Source organism: uncultured Microbacterium sp., from assembly GCF_900078385.1.
Lineage (GTDB): Bacteria > Actinomycetota > Actinomycetes > Actinomycetales > Microbacteriaceae > Microbacterium.
On record NZ_FLQR01000007.1, the window covers coordinates 116858 to 137578 of the forward strand.

The 20721-nt window shown below is 71.3% G+C and carries 17 protein-coding genes and 1 tRNA gene; 10 read left to right on the forward strand and 8 right to left on the reverse strand.

Annotated elements, in window-relative coordinates:
* Window positions 1–38 precede the first annotated feature (38 nt).
* Genes QZL85_RS08255 through QZL85_RS08265 form a run of 3 tightly spaced genes read right to left on the reverse strand, consistent with a single transcriptional unit; the run spans window position 39 to window position 2801 of the window.
* Complete coding sequence (locus tag QZL85_RS08255; RefSeq protein WP_295575952.1) at window positions 39–497, reverse strand: GNAT family N-acetyltransferase; 459 nt, start codon at window positions 495–497, stop codon at window positions 39–41.
* The gene (locus QZL85_RS08260) at window positions 494–2167 is read right to left on the reverse strand and encodes a BCCT family transporter (RefSeq protein WP_295575954.1); all 1674 of its coding nucleotides are present in this window, start codon (window positions 2165–2167) and stop codon (window positions 494–496) included. Before QZL85_RS08260 ends, QZL85_RS08255 begins: the two co-directional genes overlap by 4 nt.
* 40 nt (window positions 2168–2207) lie before the next feature.
* Complete coding sequence (locus tag QZL85_RS08265; protein WP_295575956.1) at window positions 2208–2801, reverse strand: MarR family winged helix-turn-helix transcriptional regulator; 594 nt, start codon at window positions 2799–2801, stop codon at window positions 2208–2210.
* Window positions 2802–2916: 115 nt separating this feature from the next.
* On the opposite strand from QZL85_RS08265, the gene QZL85_RS08270 reads away from it, so the two are divergent.
* Window positions 2917–3660, forward strand: coding sequence for a MarR family winged helix-turn-helix transcriptional regulator (locus tag QZL85_RS08270; protein WP_295575958.1), 744 nt, complete (start codon window positions 2917–2919; stop codon window positions 3658–3660).
* A gap of 165 nt (window positions 3661–3825) precedes the next feature.
* Here the strand turns inward: QZL85_RS08270 and dcd are convergent, their stop codons facing one another.
* Window positions 3826–4431, reverse strand: coding sequence for a dCTP deaminase (gene dcd / locus QZL85_RS08275; protein WP_295575960.1), 606 nt, complete (start codon window positions 4429–4431; stop codon window positions 3826–3828).
* A gap of 63 nt (window positions 4432–4494) precedes the next feature.
* Between dcd and QZL85_RS08280 the strand changes: the two genes are divergently transcribed.
* Together QZL85_RS08280 and QZL85_RS08285 are read left to right on the forward strand one after the other, a co-directional pair.
* Window positions 4495–4565, forward strand: a tRNA-Gly gene (locus tag QZL85_RS08280).
* 80 nt (window positions 4566–4645) lie between these two features.
* Entirely contained in the window at window positions 4646–6160 is a 1515-nt protein-coding gene (locus tag QZL85_RS08285) for a hypothetical protein (protein ID WP_295575961.1), read from the forward strand.
* Window positions 6161–6253: 93 nt separating this feature from the next.
* Here the strand turns inward: QZL85_RS08285 and QZL85_RS08290 are convergent, their stop codons facing one another.
* Entirely contained in the window at window positions 6254–6481 is a 228-nt protein-coding gene (locus QZL85_RS08290; RefSeq protein WP_295575963.1) for an RNA-binding S4 domain-containing protein, read from the reverse strand.
* Window positions 6482–6555: 74 nt separating this feature from the next.
* Here QZL85_RS08290 and QZL85_RS08295 point away from each other — a divergent pair, with 74 nt between their 5' ends.
* Entirely contained in the window at window positions 6556–7197 is a 642-nt protein-coding gene (locus QZL85_RS08295) for a hypothetical protein (protein WP_295575964.1), read from the forward strand.
* A gap of 57 nt (window positions 7198–7254) precedes the next feature.
* Here QZL85_RS08295 and QZL85_RS08300 read toward each other — a convergent pair whose 3' ends face one another.
* Window positions 7255–10149 (reverse strand): esterase-like activity of phytase family protein, encoded by a 2895-nt coding sequence (locus tag QZL85_RS08300; protein WP_295575965.1) that lies wholly within the window; start codon window positions 10147–10149, stop codon window positions 7255–7257.
* Between the two features lie 335 nt (window positions 10150–10484).
* Here QZL85_RS08300 and QZL85_RS08305 point away from each other — a divergent pair, with 335 nt between their 5' ends.
* From QZL85_RS08305 to QZL85_RS08320, 4 genes are all read left to right on the forward strand, one after another.
* Window positions 10485–11336 (forward strand): hypothetical protein, encoded by an 852-nt coding sequence (locus tag QZL85_RS08305; RefSeq protein ID WP_295575966.1) that lies wholly within the window; start codon window positions 10485–10487, stop codon window positions 11334–11336.
* Window positions 11337–11389: 53 nt separating this feature from the next.
* On the forward strand, window positions 11390–14278 hold the full coding sequence (leuS, locus tag QZL85_RS08310) for a leucine--tRNA ligase (protein WP_295575967.1): 2889 nt from the start codon (window positions 11390–11392) through the stop codon (window positions 14276–14278).
* Between the two features lie 32 nt (window positions 14279–14310).
* On the forward strand, window positions 14311–16029 hold the full coding sequence (locus QZL85_RS08315) for a long-chain-fatty-acid--CoA ligase (RefSeq protein ID WP_295575969.1): 1719 nt from the start codon (window positions 14311–14313) through the stop codon (window positions 16027–16029).
* A 75-nt stretch (window positions 16030–16104) separates the two neighbouring features.
* Window positions 16105–17478 (forward strand): NAD(P)-binding protein, encoded by a 1374-nt coding sequence (locus QZL85_RS08320; protein WP_295575970.1) that lies wholly within the window; start codon window positions 16105–16107, stop codon window positions 17476–17478.
* Between the two features lie 13 nt (window positions 17479–17491).
* On the opposite strand, the gene QZL85_RS08325 is transcribed toward QZL85_RS08320, so the two are convergent.
* Together QZL85_RS08325 and QZL85_RS08330 are read right to left on the reverse strand one after the other, a co-directional pair.
* Window positions 17492–18367 carry a DMT family transporter gene (locus QZL85_RS08325; RefSeq protein WP_295575971.1) on the reverse strand — a complete coding sequence of 292 codons (876 nt, stop codon included), beginning with the start codon at window positions 18365–18367 and terminating at the stop codon, window positions 17492–17494.
* The gene (locus QZL85_RS08330) at window positions 18364–19623 is read right to left on the reverse strand and encodes a serine hydrolase (protein ID WP_295575973.1); all 1260 of its coding nucleotides are present in this window, start codon (window positions 19621–19623) and stop codon (window positions 18364–18366) included. The genes QZL85_RS08325 and QZL85_RS08330 overlap by 4 nt, the downstream gene beginning before the upstream one ends.
* 89 nt (window positions 19624–19712) lie before the next feature.
* On the opposite strand from QZL85_RS08330, the gene QZL85_RS08335 reads away from it, so the two are divergent.
* On the forward strand, window positions 19713–20024 hold the full coding sequence (locus QZL85_RS08335; RefSeq protein WP_295575975.1) for a DUF2470 domain-containing protein: 312 nt from the start codon (window positions 19713–19715) through the stop codon (window positions 20022–20024).
* Window positions 20025–20065: 41 nt separating this feature from the next.
* Window positions 20066–20719 (forward strand): heme oxygenase (biliverdin-producing), encoded by a 654-nt coding sequence (locus QZL85_RS08340; protein WP_295575977.1) that lies wholly within the window; start codon window positions 20066–20068, stop codon window positions 20717–20719.
* Window positions 20720–20721 lie beyond the last annotated feature (2 nt).

Here is a 20721-nt window from a genome sequence, read left to right on the forward strand (position 1 = left end):
GTCCGACAGGGCCGAGGGGTCGGTCGCCTCGGGCGGAGTCAGGGCACGTCCGGGTCGCCTCCCGGCCGGCGCATCGGAATGTGCGGGATCCCGTCCTCCACGAACGCCGGCCCGTCGACCACGAAGCCGAACCGGGCGTACCAGTCGCCGAGCTGCTCCTGCGCGTCGAGCACGAACGTGCTCCGCTCCCCCGCCTCGGCGATCGCCCGGCGCATGAGCGACGCCGCGAGCCCCTGCCCACGGGCGGCGGGCGCGGTGGCGACCCGGCCGATCCGCACCGCGTCCGGCTCGCGCAGCACGCGGAGGGTCGCGACGGGGATGCCGTCGAGCTCGGCCCAGTGCAGCACGGCATCCGGCTCGAGGTCACGGCCGTCCAGCTCGGGGTATGCGGCATCCTGCTCGACGACGAACACCGACACGCGCAGCCAGAGGAGCCGGTACAGCGTCTCGGACGGGATCTCGCGCACCGGGGAGTGGCGCAGGACGGGGGTGCTCATCCGCGGGGCCTCCGTCCGAGAGCGCTCCAGGGGAGGCGGATGCCGCGCTCGTTCTCGGACTCGACCTCGAGCCCGTAGTGCTCGCCGATCAGCTCGACGAGCTGCGTCCGCTGCGCGCGATCGTAGACGCGTCGCTCGCGACGGAACGCCAGGACGGTCGACCAGCAGATGAGCAGCATCACGATGCTGAACGGGAGGGCGATGATGATCGCCGCCGTCTGCAGCGCGACGAGTCCTCCGGCGACGAGCAGCGCGATGGCGAGGAGCGCCGTCACGAAGGTGAAGAGCGCGCGCACCGGCTTGGACGGCTCGGGGTCGCCGCCCGTCGCGAGCATGCCCATCACGAGCGCGCCGGAGTCGGCCGACGTGACGAAGAAGATGCCGATCAGCACGATGGCGCCGATCGTCAGGACCATCGGTGCCGGGAGATGGTTCAGGAGCGTGAACAGGGCGCCTTCGATGTCCACCGTCCCGTCCGGGAGGGTCATCGATCCGGGCTCGGCCACCTCGCGCTGCAGCGCGGATCCGCCGAGCACCGCGAACCACAGGATGCCGAGCAGCGTGGGAACGATCAGGACGCCCATGACGAACTGGCGGACGGTGCGGCCACGGCTGACGCGGGCGATGAAGATGCCCACGAACGGCGCCCAGGAGATCCACCAGCCCCAGTAGAACGACGTCCACGCGGCCTGCCACTCCTGCCCCGCGGCGCCCTGGAAGGCGCTGACCGTGAAGCTGAGCCCGATGTAGTTCTGCAGGTACGCGCCGATCGACTGCACCCATTCGCGCAGCAGGTAGGCGGTGTCGCCGGTGAACAGGACGAACAGCAGCAGGGCGGCGGCCAGCGCGAGGTTGAACGTCGACAGCCACTTCATGCCCTTGGCGACGCCGGAGAGCACCGAGAAGAGCACCGCGAGGGTGATGACGGCGATGATGACGATCTGCTCGAGGAGACCCGGATCCGACAGGATGCCGGCGGCATCGAGCCCGGCGCTGATCTGCATGACGCCGAGGCCCAGCGAGGTCGCGACACCGAACAGCGTGCCGACGAGCGCGATGGCATCGATCGCGTTGCCCCAGCCGCCGCGCACGCGGGGTCCCAGGATCGGCTCGAGGGCCCACCGGATCGACAGCGGCCGCCGCCGGCGGTGGATGGCGTACGCGAGGGCGAGCCCGACGACGACGTAGATCGCCCACGCCTGCACGCCCCAGTGGAGGTAGGTCTGCGTGAGGGCGGACTGCGCGAGCTGTGCGGAAGTGCCCTCCACGCCGGGGCGCGGGGTGACGTAGTGGCTGAGCGGTTCGCTCACGCCGTAGAACACGAGGCCGATGCCCATGCCGGCCGCGAACAGCAGCGAGAACCACGCGGGGGTGGAGAACTCCGGCTCGTCCTCGTCGCGGCCGAGCTTGATGTCGCCGAACCGGCTGAAGCCGACAAACAGGGCGAACGCGACGAAGAACGCGGTGATGAGCACGTAGTACCAGCTGAACGAATCGACGATCGCGCTCTGGATCGCGCCGAAGAACGTCTCCGCCGCCTGCGGCGCCGCGATGGCGAACGCGCTGAAGGCGACGGCGACGACCGCCGCGGGGCCGAGCACCCACCAGTGCGGCCCGGAACGGGGGGCCGGAGGGGCGGTGGTCGCGGGGGTCGTCGCGGCGTCGCTCATCCTTCCAGGCTAACCAGCCTCCGGAGCCCTGCCGGCACGATCAGTGATGCGGCCAGGCGGCGGCGAGCTTCGTGAGGAGCCGTGCCAGCTCGGCGCGCTCGTCGGACGAGAAGCCGTCGAGCGCCTGCGCGAGGTGCTCCCGGCGCTGTCCACGGAACCCACGCGCGAGCCGAGTGCCCTCGTCGGTGAGCGCGACGCGTGTGCGTCGCGCGTCGTCGGGGTCGGCCTCGCGGCGGACGAGACCGAGATCGACCGCCTGCTGGATGAGCCGCGACGCACGCGGCTGATCCACCCCGATGGCCTCCCCCACTTCGCTGACCGAGAGCGGGTGGGATGCCGCGGAGAGCGCGTCGAGGAGCCGCATCCGGGCCGGTCCGCCCAAGCGCGGGCCGCCCGCGAGCCACTCGTGCTGCGCGCCGTGCGGGCCGCCGTGACTCCACGGGCCGCGTCCGCGCGCACCTCCCTGGGCGAACGGGCCACCGCGGCCGCCCGATGATCCGGGGCCGTCCGGGCCGGTCGGGCCGAAGCCTCCGGGGCCCCCGGGCCCGAAGCCGCCGGGCCCGCGACCCCGCCCCCGCAGCTGCACGAGGGCGGCCATGATCGCGTCGAGGTCGGCGGGGTCGGATTCGCTCATCCCTCGAATTTACATGCACCTTGACATGCGACGTCACTCCATGTCATCCTACATATGCATGCAACATGACATATGAATCGCGGCGGGTGGACCGCCGCCAGTGAAAGGACCTCCCATGGGCAACGACATGGACAACGACAACATCGGCGAGGGCGCTGCCCTCCCCTCACGCCCGCTCGGCTTCTGGCTGCGCGCGGTGGACCGCCTTCTCGAGCGCGCGTTCGACGCGGCGTTCGCCGACGAGGGCGTGACGCGCCGCGACTGGCGCATCCTCAACCTGATCGACGGCGACGTCGACGCGCCCGGGCTCGTCGAGCGCCTGCGCGGCAAGAAGCTGCGCCCGCTCGAGGACCGCGGCTGGGTCACGCGCACCGACGAGGGCTGGACCCTGACCGACGAGGGACGCGCGGCGAAGGAGCGCCTCGGCGCGATCGTCGCCGGGATCCGCTCGAAGGTCACGGGTGCCGTCTCGGAGGACGACTACGCGACGACCCTGGCGTCCCTCGAGGCCATCGCACGCGGGCTCGGCTGGGACGGCTCGGAACGGATGCCGCGGGGCCGCCGGTTCGGACGCGGGGTCGGACGCGGGCTCGGACACGGCCACGGGTTCGGACCCGGGCACGGCTTCGGGCCCCGGCATGGATTCGGCGCCGGGCACGGCTTCGGGCCCGAGCACGGCGTCGACGGCTTCGGCCCGCGGCATGGCCACCGCGGCCACGGTGTCGACCCCGGCCACGGCGAGTGCGGCCACGGACACCGTCACGGCGCCCGCCACGCGGGCCACCGCACGGCCGAGGACGCCTACGAGCGCGGCTTCCAGGCCGGCTTCACGCGCGGCGAAGGCCGTCGCGACGCCTGAGCTCCCGGCATCCATCCGACCGACGCCCGTCTCCCTGCGGAGGCGGGCGTCTCGTCGTCGACGGCAGCAGGCGGCGCGACCGTGCGGCGGAGATCATGGCCGGCGCGCGGCATCCATGCGCCACGCCCGACGGATCGCCGGCGGATCCGCCGTTCGGTGGCCGGCTCAGCGGCCGGAGGCTCCCGCATCGGTCGAGCCGACATCGGTGCGGTGGAAGTTCTGGAACGACCGGGATGCCGTCGGCCCGCGCTGTCCCTGATAGCGGTTGCCATAGGGGCCGGAGCCGTAGGGCGACTCGGTCGCGGACGACAGGCGGAAGAAGCAGAGCTGCCCGATCTTCATGCCCGGCCAGAGCTTGATCGGCAGGGTCGCGACGTTCGAGAGCTCGAGCGTGACGTGCCCGGAGAATCCGGGGTCGATGAACCCCGCCGTCGAATGGGTCAGGAGTCCCAGGCGGCCGAGCGAGGACTTGCCTTCGAGGCGCGCCGCGACGTCGTCGGGGAGCGTCACCTGCTCGAAGGTCGAGCCCAGCACGAACTCGCCGGGGTGCAGGATGAACGGCTCGTCGGGGGCGACCTCGATGAGGTGCGTCAGGTCGGGCTGGTCCTCGGCGGGATCGATGAACGGGTACTTGTGGTTGTCGAAGAGCCGGAAGTACCGGTCCAGGCGCACGTCGACGCTGGACGGCTGGACCATCTCGGGATCCCACGGGGCGAGGCCGACACGGCCTCCGTCGATCTCGGCGCGGATGTCTCGATCACTGAGCAGCACGTGCCCAGCGTAGTGCGGCTGGAGGGTTTGCTAGGCTTGCCGAGCACCGGTCCACCGGCGCATGGGGCTGTAGTTCAATGGCAGAACTTCTGCTTCCCAAGCAGATAGCGCGGGTTCGATTCCCGTCAGCCCCTCCCCTTGTCTCCGCCGGATCTGCGTCTCCCCGATGTCGTCGGTTTATGAGAGTCTTCTCATAAACCTGACTGGGAGAACCATGAAACGAACGACGATGCGCATCGCGGCGCTCGGGATGTCCGTGCTGCTCGCGGGCACCGCAGCGCCGGCGATGGCCGACGAAGGCGACCCGATTCCGGTGCTCGGAATCAGTGACGCGAGTGGCGTGCTGACGCTGCCGGCGGGGGACGGTGTCCGCGACACAGCCACGTTCACCGTGACGTCCGATGTCGCCGCGACGGTCGTCCTCGACGTGATCGGTCTCGACGACACGACCGTCGTCAAGACACTCGACCCGATCGATCTGACGACCGAAGCGCTGTCGGCTCCCCTCACGGTCGACGTCGCCGGGCTCCCGTCCGGCATCCTGACGCTGCGCGCGACCCCGTGGTCCGGCGACGCGGCGGGCGAACCCGTGTCGTCGCCGCTGCGCGTCGGATCGGGCAACCCGACGATGGTCACGCTGGCGCTCAGCCCGAAGACGATCGACACGTGGAGCGGAAGCTCGGTGCGCTCGACCGTCGCGACCGTCGCGGCCGTCGACGAGACCGACCTCGCGATCCCCTTCACGGGCACCGTCACCGCGGTCGTCGGAACGGTGAAGCACGTCGCCTCGGTGACCTCGCCCCTCGGGGCGGCGGCGAAGGCCACGATCTCCGCGTCGAAGCTCAAGGCAGGCTCGGGCACGGTCTCTGCGACGGTCACCGGCAACGGCAAGACGGCAACGTCGGACAGCGTCTCACTCCTCGTCCGCAAGACCGCCGTCGCGTCCGTCAAGATCGCCCGCTCGGAGTCCGTCGTGTACCCGACCAAGGACGGCTACAAGGACAGCTCCAAGATCTCGGTGTCATGGAAGTCCACGACCGGAAGCGCCATTCCCGTGACCGGCGTGGTCAAGATCATCAACTCCAAGGGCAAGACCGTCAAGTCGTGGGGACTCTCGACGACCAAGCCGTGGTCAGGCACCTGGAACGGCAAGGTCGGCACGACGGCGGTCTACGGCACCTACACCGTCAAGGCCGCGATCAAGGGACCCGAGGGCTCCACCCTGGCCGCCTCGACGACCATCACCGTCAAGAAGGGCAAGCTCGTCGAGCGGTCGGTGAAGACGACCGTCAAGGCAGACACCGTCCTCACCGAATACGTCGATCTCGGCGACCTGGACTACAACGTCTGCTACGAGGACTACTTCGCGGCCGGTGACATCTTCTGCAACGGCAACGACTCGATCGACGGTCTCTCGCTGTTCGCGATGAGCACGCGCAGCGTGCCCACCGCCGTGGTGGACGCCCAGAAGTACGGTGGCGCGAAGGTCCGCATCACCGCGAAGGTCTCGCACGTGTACGGCGACGTCGCGTGGGGTTATGCGCGCCAGGGGGCCGAGACGTCCAAGTCGACGCTCGTCGCGGCGACGGGTAACAGCACGCCGGGTTGGCTCTCGCTGCCGGCGACCACGAAGAAGCTCGAGGTGTTCCTGGGGCTGGGAGAGTACAGCTTCGTGGGGATCGGCACCTTCACGATCGACTACCGGTACAAGGTCCTCTCGACGACGTAACACGGCACTCGAGGAAGCAGCCCGCGCCGATGAGGTGCGGGCTGCTTCCTCGTTCCTCCAATGCGGGCGGCCTCTTGTCGGCTCCCGAGGTGCCTAAGGGCAGACGCGGACGCGGCGCCCCTCGAAGTCGATGACGTCGCCGACCTGCAGCTGACGTCCGCGACGGCGGTCGACCTCGCCGTTGACGGTCACGTAGCCGTCGATGACGGCCTCCTTCACGTTCCCGCCGGAGTCGAGGAGTCCCGCGAACTTCATGAACTGCCCGAGGCGAATGGTCTCGCTGCCGATAGAGACATCGTCGATGGGAGTCGGGTTCGTCATCCCCGAATGCTAACCGAATGCGACCCGTCAGCAGCCTGCGCAGGCCCGCGCGACAGACCTGCAAGAATCACGGCATGACCCCCATGCACCGCCTCGGTGTCGGCGCTCTGAGCGCCGTGACCCTCGCCCTGCTCACCGCCTGCGTGCCCCCGGCGGCCGGCGATCCCCCGGAGACGTCCGCGCCGCCGGCAGCGGAGTCGCCGAGCGTCACCCCGACGCCGACGGAGACACCATCCGCGACGCCGTCGCCGACGACGGCCGGGTTCCCGGAGACCTGCGAGGAGCTGCTCACCATCGAGCAGCTGAACACCGCGACGGAGTTCGAGTGGAGGAGGTCGGACGACGACGTCGTCCCGCCGCTCCCCGGTCCGCTCGCCAGGGACACGGCCGCAGCGGCCGTGGCGGTCCTGGACTGCAACTGGTGGCCGGTGGTCGCGCAAGACGGCAACATGCCGCTGTCCGCGTTCCGGCTGGACCCCGCGGCGAAGGAGGCGCTGATCGCAGGGTTGCGGAAGTCGACGCCCGAGTACGTCGAGAGCGTCGTGGGCGGGGAGCCCTCGTTCAGCGCCCAGGTCTCCAACGAGATGTTCCGGATGCAGGTCCGGTACGCGTTCGTCGGCGATGTCTGGCTCGCCCTCCACGCACCGGTCTTCGCCGATCCGGCGGACAGGATCATCGCGGATGCCGTGGAGAACGTCCGGCTCCTCGCCGGATGACGACGCGAGCCGCCGACCCCGAGACGTGCTCGGCGGCCGGCGGCTGTGCGGGGCGGGTCAGCGCACGGTGATGCGCACGCTGCCCGAGGTCGAGCCGGTCGTCTGCGCCGAGCCGCTGTAGACGGCCGTGACCGAGGTCACGCCCGTGCGGGAGAACGTCACCGGGGCCGTGGCCTTGCCGTTCTTCAGCACGGCGGTCGCGATGACCTTGCCTCCCGCGACGAACCGGACCGAGCCGGTCGGCGTGTGGTTCGCACCGGTCACCGTGACGGTCAGAGCGACCGCGGCGTTCCGCTTCACGGACGTCTTCGCGGCCTTCACCGTCGTGCGGCTCGCGGCCTTCGTGACCGTGAGGGACGTCGCGACGCTGCGGGAGGCACCGGCGCGCGGGCCTCCCGCGAACTGCGCGACCAGCTGGTGCTTCCCGACGCTCAGCGCCGGAAGCGTGACCGTCGCGACGCCGTTCTTGGCGGCGCCCTTCGCGATCACCTTCGCGCCCTCGCGGATCTCGACGGCGCCGTTCTGTGCGCCGGAGACCGTGATCTTCGCCGCGACCTTCGCCCCGTAGGGCGCCGTGGCCCTGTCGAGGCGGAGGGACGTCGTCGTGGCCAGCGCGTCGGCGAAGGCATCCGTGGCCTTCCCGAGCTTCAGGAAGACCGTCTCGCCGGTGGCATCCTTCAGCCCGTCGTTGTCGGTGACGCCGTAGAGCCGACCGTCGGCCGCGATGGTGAAGCCCTCGAGCTTCTCCTGCGTCCACCCGTCGGTGGCGCGGAGCGCGGGGAGCACATCGATCGCGAGCCTCTTCTCCAGGATCGGCAGCGGCGCGGTGGTCGGGTCGGATACCCGTCCGTCCTGGTACGGCACCGTCACGGTGTAGATCCGCTTGGTGCGGGCGGCCGGTCCGTTCAGCTTGTCGCGCTCGATCACCGCGAAGGTGTGGTCGTCGACCGCGGTGATCTCCGACAGGCCCACCCAGTCACCGCTGCCGCGGAGGGGCGACTGCAGGCGGTAGCCGTACCAGTGGAACGACGCGTCGCTCACGTCGTAGCGGCCGATCCGCACCACGTCATCGCCCTCGAAGTCCTCGAGCGTCGCGAGGTCGGACCAGAGCGGCCGCTGGATGACGAACCAGACGTGCTCGCCGCCGGCGTCGGTCGTCGCGGTGACGCCCTCGAGCCCCCAGTTCTTGATCTTCGACGAGACGTCGGCCGGCAGCGCGATCCGCTCCTGCACCGCCCCGGCGTCGTCCGCGCGGACCAACACGTTCTTGTCGCCGGTCGCACCCTCCGAGGCGAGCCAGAACCCGCCCTGCGGGCGCGCGAACACGCCTTCGACATCGAGGGCGACGGCTGAGCCGCCGTCGGTGATCGGAACGGAGCGGGTGACGCGCGCGGGGGTCTTCGACACGTCGATCTGGAACAGCGTGCCGCTCTTGATGACCGTGTCCGCCGCGCTCCACAGCGTCGACGCATCGGTCGGGTCGCCCGACAGCGCGCCGAGCGCCTGCCAGCCGATCGGAGCGCCGCTGGCGTCGTCGTCGGAGACGATCGTCGGGTACGTCGCCCGACCGGGCTTCCACTCGTAGATGCCGACGGTGGCGCGGACGTTGACCGCCGCGTCATCCGTCTCGCTGGAGACCGCGAAGAGCCCGCGCGAGGGGATCGGGAGCAGGCCCTCGGGTCCGTTCGTCGCCGGGAGCAGCTGGGTGAATGCCGGCGCGGCCGGGTCGGTCATGTCATAGACGGCCACGACGTTGCTGCGCTCCGACCCGACGAACGCGTACGTCGTGCCGTCGTACTCCGCGACGGCGAGCCCCTCGGGCTCGGCACCCTTCTTCGCGGCACGGTCGTCGTTGTACACGCCGTGCCGGATGGCGAGCCGCTCGAACGAGTTCCCGGCATCCCACACGACCGTGCCGGCCTTGTCGAAGACGGTCCAGCCGCGCGATCCGCCCTTCCAGTCGCCCTCATTCGCCGTGGCCAGGTGCTCGTCGTCGATCCAGACCACCGAGTCGGGCTCGCGGCGCACGCCGGCGAGGGAGTCGGTCGGGCGGATGATGCCGTCCTTCTTCGCGTCGATGCCGGTCAGATCGACCGACCCGGCACTGAAGACGTCGGTGATGGCGGCCGTCTCGGAGTCGACGAGCACGATGCCGTTGTTCTCCTGCAGCGTGAGGGCGACGAGGCCGTCGCCGTTGATGCTCACGTACTCCGGTTCGGGATCGGTCGGCTCGACGATGCCCGCGGCGGTGAAGGAGGGCAGCGCGGACCCGTCGTCCGCGGTCAGGTCGACGCGCCGCAGCGACCAGTCGGCCGGGGCGCCTTCGAGCGAGAGCAGCTGGAGGAAGCCGGCGGGGGCCTGCGGCAGGTCACCCTTCGCCGCATCGGCGGGTGTGAAGTCCTCGTCGCGCTGGTTCTCGATCGCGATCGCGGCGACGCCCTTGTCCGCGCTCAGCGCGATCGAGTCGGGCTGACCGCCCAGGTCGATGCTGCGCACGCGCTTGGCGTCGCTGATCCGCACGACGTCGAGCCGGCCGCTCGGGTCGGTGAACGACTTCGACGTGTCGACGACGACGAGCACGTATCTGCCGACGACGGCCACGGATGTCGGCTGATCGTCGATGTTGCCGAGAGTCGCGAGGGAGAGGGTGCCGGCGCCGACCGGATCGGCCGGGTCGCTGATGTCGAGGAAGCCGATGCGCTTGCCGAGGGCGTCGGTGTAGATCAGGGTCTTGCCGTCCTCGGAGACCGCGGAGATCTCCGCGACGGTCGGCGCCGAGGCGGACACCCCGGCGGGGACGTTCTTGTACACCGGGTAGGTGGCCACCCGCTGGAAGGACTTGTTTTCGGCGGCGGATGCCGTGGCGGCGAGGGAGGGGACGGTGGCGGGGAGCGCGGCGGCGAAGACGGCGGCGGCCGCCACGCAGGCGATCACGCGAGGAGTTCGGGACATGACCCTCACACCATCGGCGGCGGCGGAACCACGGCCGACCGGCGCATGAACAACCCGTGACGCCCGGTCCAACAATCCCTGGCCGGGCTCCCGCGCCGGCGTCGCCCCCGGGTTCATCCGCGCCGAAATGCGGGTGCCGCACCGTCCCACCCACCATCCGGCGCGGGTGAACGGGAGCATGACGATTCATCCGCGCCGAATGGCGGGTGTCTTCGCCGGACACCCGCAGGATGCCGCGGATGAACCTCCCGCGGCGGAGGCGGTATCTCTCCGGCCCGCCGTGCCTCCTCTTCCACAACGCGCCGCGCGGCGCGACGGCTCGAAGGAGGCCCCCGATGCGCGTACCGACAGGCATCCCGACGGAGCAGATCGAGAGCACGGACGAGATCTGGCTCGCCTACGACGGCACGACGGGCGCCGCGACCACGGGCCGACTGGCTCCCGACGGCACCGCGACCGACTTCGCGCACTTCACGCTCGACCGCGGCTGGCATTCGATCCAACCCGTCATGAACGGGATCACGCTCTTCTGGGCCAGCGGGACCGGCTCGCAGGTGAGCGCCGGTGTCTTCAGCCCGGCCGGGGTCTTCACCGACCTGGTCACCAGTTCCCTCGGCGGCGACGGCTTCCATCGGATGCTCGTGCTGCACGCGGGCCTGGTGATGTGGACGCGCAGCGTGCAGGAGAACGGGCAGTACCGCCTCGTCGCCGTGATCGGCCGGGTCTTCCCCGACGGTCGCCACGAGGTCGTCAGTGAGCAGTACCTCCTCGACTTCTGGACGCACATCGTCCATGTCGGCGGCGGCTTCGTGCTCTTCTACAACTCCGACTCCCGCAGTGCCGCGACCGGACGCGTCACGGCACAGGGCGCTTTCGTCGACCTCGGGCACAGCTACCAGTTCGACCCATGGACGACACTCCTCTCCACGGGAGACGGGACCGTGCTGCTCCACAACAGCGCGGACGGGCTCCTGATCACCGGTCGCGTCCTCGCCGACGGGTCGTTCATCGACCTGCACACCCAGTTCTTCGGGCAGATGAGATTCATCCCGACGACCAGGGGGCGCTATGTGATCCTCCGCACCGCCGACACGCTCGCGGCGCGGCTGGACGGCGGCGGCGTCTTCACCGACACCGTGATCGTCCACGGCCTGCCCACGCAGCGGCAGATCGTCTTCGTACGCTGATCGGGACGACCCGCCCCTGGTCTTCGCGCACGCGGCTGGCCAGAATGATCCCCATGCCGGCCAGCGGCGCACCGGGCGAACCGCGCGAACCCCGCCCCTTCGCCTATACGGCGCGCCGTGCGGCCGAGATCGAGGCGCACTGGCAGGACGTGTGGGATGCCGACGGCACCTTCCACGCGCCGAACCCGGTCGGCGACCTCGCGGGCGACGCCGAGATCCTCGAGCGGCCCACGCGCTACATCCTCGACATGTTCCCCTACCCGTCGGGCGCGGGCCTGCACGTCGGGCATCCGCTGGGCTACATCGCGACCGACGTCTACGCCCGCTACCTGCGCATGAGCGGCTGCAACGTCCTGCACGCGTTCGGGTTCGATGCGTTCGGCCTGCCCGCCGAGCAGTACGCCATCGCGACCGGCACCCACCCGCGCCAGACGACCCTCGCGGCGATCGCCACGATGCGCGGGCAGCTCCGCCGACTGGGTCTCGGGCACGACGGGCGGCGGTCGGTGTCCACGATCGACCCGGGTTTCTACCGGTGGACGCAGTGGATCTTCCTCCAGATGTTCGGGTCCTGGTACGACGAGACGAGCGACCGCGCCCGCCCGATCGACGAGCTGATCGCCGAGTTCTCCTCCGGACGCCGGGCGATCCCGGGGGGTGATCGGACGTGGGACGACCTCGCCGCGCCGGAGCGCGATGAGGTGCTCAATGCGTTCCGGCTCGCCTATGTGTCGGATGCACCCGTGAACTGGAGCCCGGGCCTCGGCACCGTGCTGGCCAACGAGGAGGTCACCGCCGACGGCCGCTCGGAGCGGGGCAACTACCCGGTCTTCAAGGCGAAGCTGCGGCAGTGGAACCTGCGGATCACCGCGTACGCCGACCGGCTGCTCGCCGACCTCGACCAGCTCGCCTGGCCGGAGTCGATCACGCAGCAGCAGCGGAACTGGATCGGCCGGTCGGAGGGTGCACGCATCGTGTTCCCGGTGGGCGCGGAGCGGATCGAGGTCTACACGACCCGGCCGGAGACGCTGTTCGGCGTCACCTCCGTCGTCCTGGCGCCCGAGCATCCGCTCGTCGACGCCGTGACCGCGGGCGCCTGGCCGGACGGCACGGATGCCGCGTGGACGGGCGGCATGCCCGCTCCACGGGATGCGGTCGCGGCGTACCGGGCGCTGGCGGCTGCCCGGTCCGACCGCGATCGCCAGGCCGACACCCGAGAGCCCTCCGGAGTTTTCACCGGGGCCTTCGCGATGAACCCCGCGACCGGCGCGCTCGTGCCGATCTTCCTCGCCGACCACGTGCTGACCGGGTACGGCACCGGCGCGGTCATGGCAGTGCCTGCCCACGATCAGCGCGACTTCGCATTCGCGCGACGGATGCGGCTGCCCATCGTCGCGGTCCTCGCGCCGGACGATGCCCCGCCGTCGCCCGACACCGCGGCGTGGGACGGCGCATCGGTGCCGGCGGCCGCGACGCTCATGCACTCGGCCAACGACGCCGTGTCGCTCGACGGCCTCGATCTGGGCACGGCGCGGGGACGCATCATCGCGTGGCTGAAGGCGACCGGGGCGGGCGAGCCGGCCGTCACCTACCGGCTGCGGGACTGGCTGTTCAGCCGGCAGCGGTACTGGGGGGAGCCGATCCCGATCGTCTACGACGAGGCCGGCGGCATCCATCCCCTGCCCGCGTCGATGCTCCCGCTGGAACTGCCCGATGTGCAGGACTACTCGCCGCGCACGTTCGACCCCGACGACGCCGACACCGTCCCCGAGGCCCCGCTCTCCCGGCACGACGACTGGGTCGCCGTGACCCTCGATCTCGGCGACGGGCCGCGCCGCTACCGGCGGGAGACGAACACGATGCCCAACTGGGCGGGCTCCTGCTGGTACGAGATGCGCTACCTCGACCCGGCGAACGCCGACGCGCTCGTCGACCCGCGCATCGAGCGGTACTGGATGGGTCCCCGCGCGGGCACCCCCCTCGGCGGCGTCGACCTCTACGTCGGCGGCGCCGAGCACGCGGTGCTGCATCTGCTCTACGCGCGGTTCTGGTCGAAGGTGCTTTTCGACCTGGGTCACGTCTCGGCGGCCGAGCCGTTCCACCGGCTGTACAACCAGGGCATGATCCAGGCGTTCGTGTACCGGGACGAGCGGGGCATCGCCGTGCCGGCAGACGAGGTCGTGGAGGGCGCCGACGGGTTCACCCACGACGACCTGCCCGTGACGCGGACGCTCGGGAAGATGGGCAAGTCGCTGAAGAACGCCGTCGCCCCGGACGCGATCTTCACCCGGTACGGTGCCGACACCCTGCGCCTCTACGAGATGGCCATGGGTCCGCTCGACCTCGCCCGCCCGTGGGACACCCGGGCGGTCGTCGGGCAGTTCCGGCTGCTCCAGCGGATCTGGCGGAACGTCGTGGACGAGGACACCGGTGCGCTCACCGTGTCGGAGGCGGAGCCGGATGCGGAGACCCGGCGGCTTCTCGATCGCACGGTCGCGGAGGTCACCGCCCAGATGCAGGGCCTGCGGTTCAACACCGCGATCGCGAAGATCACCGAGCTGAACAATCATCTGACGAAGTCGGCCGCTCCGGTGGCGCGGAGCGTGGCGGAGGCGCTCGTGCTGATGCTCGCGCCGCTGGCTCCCCACATCGGCGAGGAGCTGTGGCGGCGCCTGGGGCACGACACCTCGCTCGCACACGAGCCCTTCCCCGCGGTCGCACCCGACGCGGAGGTCGCCACCGCCGTGCCGTGCGTCGTGCAGATCAACGGCAAGGTGCGCGCCGTCATCACGGTGGATCCCGCGGTGACGGAGACCGAGCTCGGCGCGCTCGCCCTCGCGAACGAGCGGATCGCGGGGCTCGTCGCGGGCCGCGACATCGAGCGGACGATCATCCGCCCACCCTCGCTCGTGAACCTCGTCGTGCGGCGGCCGGGCGCCTGAGGGCGCCCATCCGCCGGCCGTAATCTGGAGCCATGCACCTGAACGAGACGCGCGCCTGGAACCGCTTCTACGCCGACGGCACGCCTCTCGATATCGAGCCCGCGGTCGGCTCGCTGTCCGATCTCCTCGACGAGCGCGTCGCGCAGTACGGCGAGCGCCCCGCGGTGACCTTCTTCGGCGCGAGCCTGACCTACCGGGAGGTGGCCGACCGCGTCGCGCGTGTCGCGCGGGGCCTCCACGACCTGGGTGTCCGTCCCGGTGCCCGCGTCGCCCTCGTGATGCCCAACGCGCCGCAGCACCTCATCGCGTTCTACGCGGTGCTGCGCCTGGGCGCCATCGTCGTGGAGCACAACCCGCTGTACACGCCGGACGAACTCGAGGTGCAGTTCCGCGACCACGGCGCGCAGTACGTCATCGCGTGGGACAAGATCGCGCCCGTCATCCGGAGCCTGCCGAAGGACCTCGGCATCCGACAGGTCGTCGCCGTCGACATCACGCGCGCGATGCCGTTCACGACCCGCCTGGCCCTGAGCCTGCCGATCGCGAAGGCCCGCGAGGCGCGCGCCAAGCTCACGGCGCGCGCCTCGGGCACCGTGCCGTTCGCGCGGCTCGAGAAGACCGCTCCGCTGGATGCCGCCTTCCCGCGGCCGACGGTGTCGGATGTGGCGTGCCTGCAGTACACGTCGGGTACGACCGGCACGCCCAAGGGCGCCATGATCACGCACGGCAATCTGTGGGCGAACGCCCGCCAGGGGGCCGCGTGGATGCCGCAGTTCCGCCATGGCGAGGGACGCATCTACGGCCTGCTGCCGATGTTCCACTCGTTCGGGCTGCTGCTGTCGGTCATCTACGCCGTCGAGACCGGCTCGAACGCCGTGCTCTTCCCCACGTTCGACCCCGAGCTCGTGGCGAAGGCGGCCACCACGCTGCCCCCGACGTTCATCCCGGCCGTCCCGCCCATGTTCGACCGCCTCGCGCGCGTCGCGAAGGAGGGCAGGCTCGACCTCAGCGACGTCGTGTACTCCATCTCCGGCGCGATGACGCTCACCCCCGCGATCGTGAAGCGCTGGGAGGACCAGGCGGGCAGCATGCTGAACGAGGGCTACGGCCTGACGGAGACGAGCCCGGTGGCCCTCGCCAACCCGTTCACCGACACCCGCAAGATCGGTGCCATCGGCATCCCGTTCCCCTCCACCGACATCCGCGTCGTCGATCCCGACCAGCCGACGCGCGAGGTCGCGCTCGGCGAGACCGGCGAGCTGCTCATCAAGGGTCCCCAGGTCTTCCAGGGCTACTGGAACCGTCCCGAGGAGACGGCGCAGACGCTGCTCGAGGGCGGGTGGCTCCGCACCGGCGACCTCGTCATGCAGGATGCGGACGGGTTCGTCACGGTCGTCGACCGCAAGAAGGAGATCATCATCACGGGCGGCTTCAACGTCGCGCCGACCGAGGTCGAGAAGGTGCTGACCGGGGTGCCCGGCGTCGCCGAGGCCGCGGTCGTCGGCATTCCGCGCGGCGGCGGGGCGGAGATCGTGACGGCGGTCGTCGTGCTGGAGCCGGGCACGACCTTCGACGAGGATGCCGCACGGGAGGTCGCCCGCACGCAGCTGGCCGAGTACAAGCGGCCGACGTCGTACCGCGTGTGGGAGGAGCTGCCGAAGTCGCTCATCGGGAAGGTCCTGCGACGGCGCGTGCGGGACACGCTCATCGCCGACCGCGGCGCCGTGCGCGCGGCGGACACCGAGGACTGACCCGGCGGCGCGCCGCCGCGGGACCCGTTGACAGCACCCGGCAGGACGAGGACGCTCGGGGCAAGGGGTTCGGACGTGGACGTGGACGTGGACGTCGACTATCTGGTCGTCGGGGCCGGCGCGATGGGGATGGCCTTCGTCGACGCGCTGACCGCGGCCGCCGACGTGTCGGTGGCGATCGTCGACCGCCGGCACGGTGCGGGCGGTCACTGGCTCGATGCGTACGGTTTCGTGCGCCTGCACCAGGCGTCCGCGTTCTACGGAGTCGCCTCGACACCGCTCGGTCGCGGCCGGGTGCAGGCCGCAGGTCCTGAACGAGGTCTGCACGAACGGGCCGGTGTCGCGGAGGTGTGCGACTACTACGCCCGCGTGCTGGCGCGCGTGACGGCCGGCGGCCAGGTCGCCTTCCACGGCCGCTCCGAGTACCTCGGCGACGGCCGGTTCGTGTCGCTGCTGAGCGGAACCCGCTTCCACGCCCCGCGCGCCCGCGTCGTGGACGCGCGGTACCTGTCGCCGGACATCCCCGCCCGCACTCCGCCGCCGTTCGCCGTGGCCGACGGCGCTCAGGTCGTCCCGGTGCACGAGCTCGTGCGCATCGACGGGGCACCGGGACGCTACGTCGTCGTCGGGGCGGGGAAGACCGCGACCGACACCTGCGTGTGGCTGCTGCAGAACGGCGTCGCATCGGATGCGATCACCTGGGTGCGGCCCCGTGATCCATGGTTCCTCAACCGCGCCCTCGTGCAGCCCGACCCCGCCGTCTTCCTCGGGATGGCCGCCGACACCATGATCGCGATCGAGGACGCGGCCGACATGGACGACGCCTTCGTCCGCATGGAGGCCGCCGGGATCATGATGCGGATCGACCCCGCCGTGACGCCGACGATGGCGAAGACGCCGACGCTCGCGACGTGGGAGCTCGAGCTCGTCCGCACGATCGACGACGTCATCCGGCGCGGGCATCTGCTCGCCGCCGCCCCCGGCCGTCTCACCTTCGCAGACGGCGACGTGCGCATCCCGCACGACGCGCTCATCGTGCACTGCGCCGCGGCGGGGCTCAAATACCCAGGGCTGCGGCCCATCTGGACCCCGGAGGCCATCACGCCGCAGCCGGTCCGCGTGGGGTTCCCGTGCTTCGGCGCGGCCCTCGCCGGCCACGTCGAAGCCACCCGCGACGACGACGCCGAGAAGAACCGGGTCTGCCGCCCGACACCGTATGCGAACACGCCGAGCGACTGGGCGGCCATGCAGGCGATCGGCGGCGACGCGTCGCGAGCGGCGTCGCGGGAGGATGATCTGCGCGCGTGGTCGAACAGCACCTCGCTCAACCCCGCGCGCATCCCCGCCGACCGCGCCGCCGATCCTGCGGTGCTCGCGGCGACATCGCGCCTGCAGGAGCACATCGGTGCCGGTCGCGCCCGCCTCGCCGCTTTCGCCGGGATGGCGTGACCGCGGACGCCGATCAGCCGACGGGCTCGACGGCCTGCCGCGCGTGCCGGCCGGCGGCGCGGACCGCGCCGATCGAGGCGGCGATCACGAGCGCGATGCCCGCGAGCTCGAGCGGCGTGAGCCGCTGGCCGAGGAGCACGAACCCGGCGAGACAGGCCGTCGCCGGCGCGAGGCTCATGAGGATCGCGAACGCGGATGCCGGGAGGCGCCGCAGCGCGATCAGCTCGAACGCGTACGGGATCGTCGAGGAGAGCACCGCGACGGCGGCGCCGAGCGCGAGCAGCTCCGGACGCAGCAGCGCGGCGCCGGCGTCGACGAGGCCGAACGGCAGCGCGATGACAGCACCCGCCGTCATCGCGAGGGCGAGGCCGTCGAGCTTGGGGAACGCGGCGCCGACACGGGCCGACGCGAGGATGTACAGGGCCCAGCTGGCCGCCGCGCCGAGCGCGAAGACCACGCCCCACGGGTCGAGCCGGTCCCACCCTCCGCCGCCCAGTGCCACGACGCCCACGAACGCGAGTGCGGCCCAGAGCCATGCCGACGCGCGCCGGCTCGCGATGATCGAGAGGACGAGCGGGCCGAGCACCTCGATCGTGACGGTGACGCCCAGGGTCAGGCGTTCGAGCGCGAGGTAGAACAGGCCGTTCATGACGGCCAGCACGACACCGAACCAGAGCACGCCGAACCAGTCGCCGCGGGCGTGTCCGCGCAGTCGCGGGCGGGCGATGGCGAGCAGCACGAGCGCCGAGAACACGAGGCGCAGCATGACCATGCCGAGGGGACCGACCTGCGGGAAGAGCAGGTACGCGAGGGACGCGCCGACCTCCTGACAGGCGAGACCCGCGACCACGAGCGCGACGGCCGGAGCCGTGCCCGCGCGGGCGGTCACGACGCGGGGCAGACGGCGGCCTTGTCGATCTCGGCGACGACGCTCTCCGCCGTCCACGGCAGGCCCGCCTCGGGAGCCGTCTCACCGGTGGCGGCGGGCACCTTGGAGGCGATGGCCGCGAGCTGCCAGGCCGTCGCGCGTGCGACGGCCGCCGTTGCGCGCGAGTTGTTGAGGACGACGACGACGGCCATACCCGTCTGCCGGTCGGCGAAGGCAGCCGTGAGATAGCCCGGGAACGACCCGTACTGGCCGACGAGCGAGCCTGCCTGGTAGGTGCCGCCCGCCACGGTGAACCAGGAGGGCGTGTCGGACGTGACCGCGCGAGGCTCGTCGAACCGCGTGTCGACGTCGTACGAGCGCGCACCGGTGGCCAGCGACTGGACGTAGCGACCCAGGTCGGTGACGTCGGTGACGACACCGGCCGCGGTGAAGCCGGCCGACGAGGACAGGCTCGTGAGATCCGTCGGGGCCGCGCAATCGACCTTCCCGTCCACGTTCCCGGAACGGTGCCCGGCCAGCCGGGCCGGGTCGACGGCCGATCCGCCGGGAAGGGAGCTGGCATCCATCCCGGCCGGATGGAAGACGTACTCCTGGAGCAGCTGGGCGGACGACTTCCCGGACGCGCGCTCGAGGGCGAGGCCGAGGAGGAGGTACCCGGTGTCGGAGTCGCGGAAGGCCGTTCCCGGATCGAAGGCGAGGCCGGCCGACATCCCGTAGGCGAGCAGCTCCCGTGGGCTCCAGACCCGCTCGGGGTTGGCGATCCATCGCCTCATGACACGGCCGTCGTAGCTGCTGAGACCGCTCGTGCTGTCGCAGAGCTGCTCGAGCGTGACCTCGCCGAGATCGGGCAGGCCGGAGACCCAGTCCGTGACCGGGTCGGTGAGCGCGACGGTGCCGTCGGCGGCGAGCGCGTACAGCACGTCGCAGGTCATCGCCCGCGTGACGGGCCCGGCCTTGAACGTCATCTCGGGCGTGACCTTCGCGCCGTCGACCGTGGTCGTGCCGAGGCCGCTCACCCAGCTCCCCGCCCAGGGCACCCAGACGCCCACGATCGCCCCCGGCGAGCCCGTCGCCGCCATGGCATACTCGACGGCCGCCTGCAGCTCGGTCTGGGTGGCGTCGGGGAGAGCGGCATCCACCTGCTGCGGGAGTGTCACCGCGGGTTCGGCGTCCGGAGCGCAGGCGACGAGTGACAGTGCGAGCGCGGCGGCACCGACGAGTGCCGTGAGACGCCCAGAGCGGTGCGTGCGCAGCATTCGTCCACCCCCGGAGTTCACCCTTCGATTAGATCACACCGGACGCGGCGGTCCCGTCGGCGCGCACTGTCGGTGCATAGGGTCGGTGCATGCCCGACACCTTCGACGACGACGCCCTCGCCGGCGTCCTCGGACACATGAACCGCGACCACTCCGCGGACAATCTGCTGATCGCGCGCGCATTCTCACCCCTGGCCGACCCCATCTCCGCCACGATGGTGGCGTTCGATTCGGAGGCCGGCCAGTGGCACGTCACCTCGGCGGAGGGCGCGGAGGAGGTCGTGCGCGTGCCGTGGCCGTCCGGCCCGATCTCCGAACGCCGCGACGTGCGCCGCGAGATCGTCGCGCTCTACGACGAGGCGTGCCGACGCCTCGGGGTCACGCCGCGCCCGCACGACTGAAGCTTCAGGTTAGCTGAGCCTAACTCCGGTACGCTGTCGGCATGACCGAGCCCGCCGTGTTCTCCGCCGTCGTCCGCGATCGCTCCCACGCGGCACATTCGGGCAGCGAAGGCGCGGGCTTCATGACGGATCTCATGGCCGGCCGCGGCAGCCTCGACGACTACGCCGCCCTCGTCGTGCAGCACTGGTTCATCTACGACGCCCTGGAGGACGCGGCCGGGCGCCTTCGGGCGAATGCGGCCGTCGCGCCGTTCCTCAGCGCGGCGCTGGACCGCGTGCCCTCGATCGAGGCGGACCTCGACCACCTCCTCGGACCCGCGTGGCGCGGCAGCGTCGTCCCGCTCCCGACGACCGTCCGCTACGTCGAGCGGATCCGCGAGGTCGCCGCGACCTGGCCGGGCGGGCTGGTCGCCCACCACTACACCCGCTACCTCGGCGACCTCTCCGGCGGCCAGTTCATCAGGCGGATCCTCGCGCGGCAGTTCGGCTTCGCCGAGGACGGCGTGCGCTTCTACCGCTTCGAGGAGATCGCCGACACCCGCGCGTTCAAGGAGGGCTACCGCGAGCTGCTGGACCGCGCCCCGTGGGACCCCGAGGAGCAGGAGCGCATCGTCGAGGAGGTGCTGCGGGCGTACCGCTTCAACACCGAGCTGTTCGACGACCTGCTCGCGGACCGGGCGGCACGCGTCACCTGATG

Bases quoted from the DNA above. Each gene is read 5' to 3' on its own strand.
- QZL85_RS08255 (WP_295575952.1), bottom strand. From the start codon at position 497: ATGAGCACCCCCGTCCTGCGCCACTCCCCGGTGCGCGAGATCCCGTCC.
- QZL85_RS08260 (WP_295575954.1), bottom strand. From the start codon at position 2,167: ATGAGCGACGCCGCGACGACCCCCGCGACCACCGCCCCTCCGGCCCCC.
- QZL85_RS08265 (WP_295575956.1), bottom strand. From the start codon at position 2,801: ATGAGCGAATCCGACCCCGCCGACCTCGACGCGATCATGGCCGCCCTC.
- QZL85_RS08270 (WP_295575958.1), top strand. From the start codon at position 2,917: ATGGGCAACGACATGGACAACGACAACATCGGCGAGGGCGCTGCCCTC.
- QZL85_RS08285 (WP_295575961.1), top strand. From the start codon at position 4,646: ATGAAACGAACGACGATGCGCATCGCGGCGCTCGGGATGTCCGTGCTG.
- QZL85_RS08290 (WP_295575963.1), bottom strand. From the start codon at position 6,481: ATGACGAACCCGACTCCCATCGACGATGTCTCTATCGGCAGCGAGACC.
- QZL85_RS08295 (WP_295575964.1), top strand. From the start codon at position 6,556: ATGACCCCCATGCACCGCCTCGGTGTCGGCGCTCTGAGCGCCGTGACC.
- QZL85_RS08300 (WP_295575965.1), bottom strand. From the start codon at position 10,149: ATGTCCCGAACTCCTCGCGTGATCGCCTGCGTGGCGGCCGCCGCCGTC.
- QZL85_RS08305 (WP_295575966.1), top strand. From the start codon at position 10,485: ATGCGCGTACCGACAGGCATCCCGACGGAGCAGATCGAGAGCACGGAC.
- leuS (WP_295575967.1), top strand. From the start codon at position 11,390: ATGCCGGCCAGCGGCGCACCGGGCGAACCGCGCGAACCCCGCCCCTTC.
- QZL85_RS08315 (WP_295575969.1), top strand. From the start codon at position 14,311: ATGCACCTGAACGAGACGCGCGCCTGGAACCGCTTCTACGCCGACGGC.
- QZL85_RS08330 (WP_295575973.1), bottom strand. From the start codon at position 19,623: ATGCTGCGCACGCACCGCTCTGGGCGTCTCACGGCACTCGTCGGTGCC.
- QZL85_RS08335 (WP_295575975.1), top strand. From the start codon at position 19,713: ATGCCCGACACCTTCGACGACGACGCCCTCGCCGGCGTCCTCGGACAC.
- QZL85_RS08340 (WP_295575977.1), top strand. From the start codon at position 20,066: ATGACCGAGCCCGCCGTGTTCTCCGCCGTCGTCCGCGATCGCTCCCAC.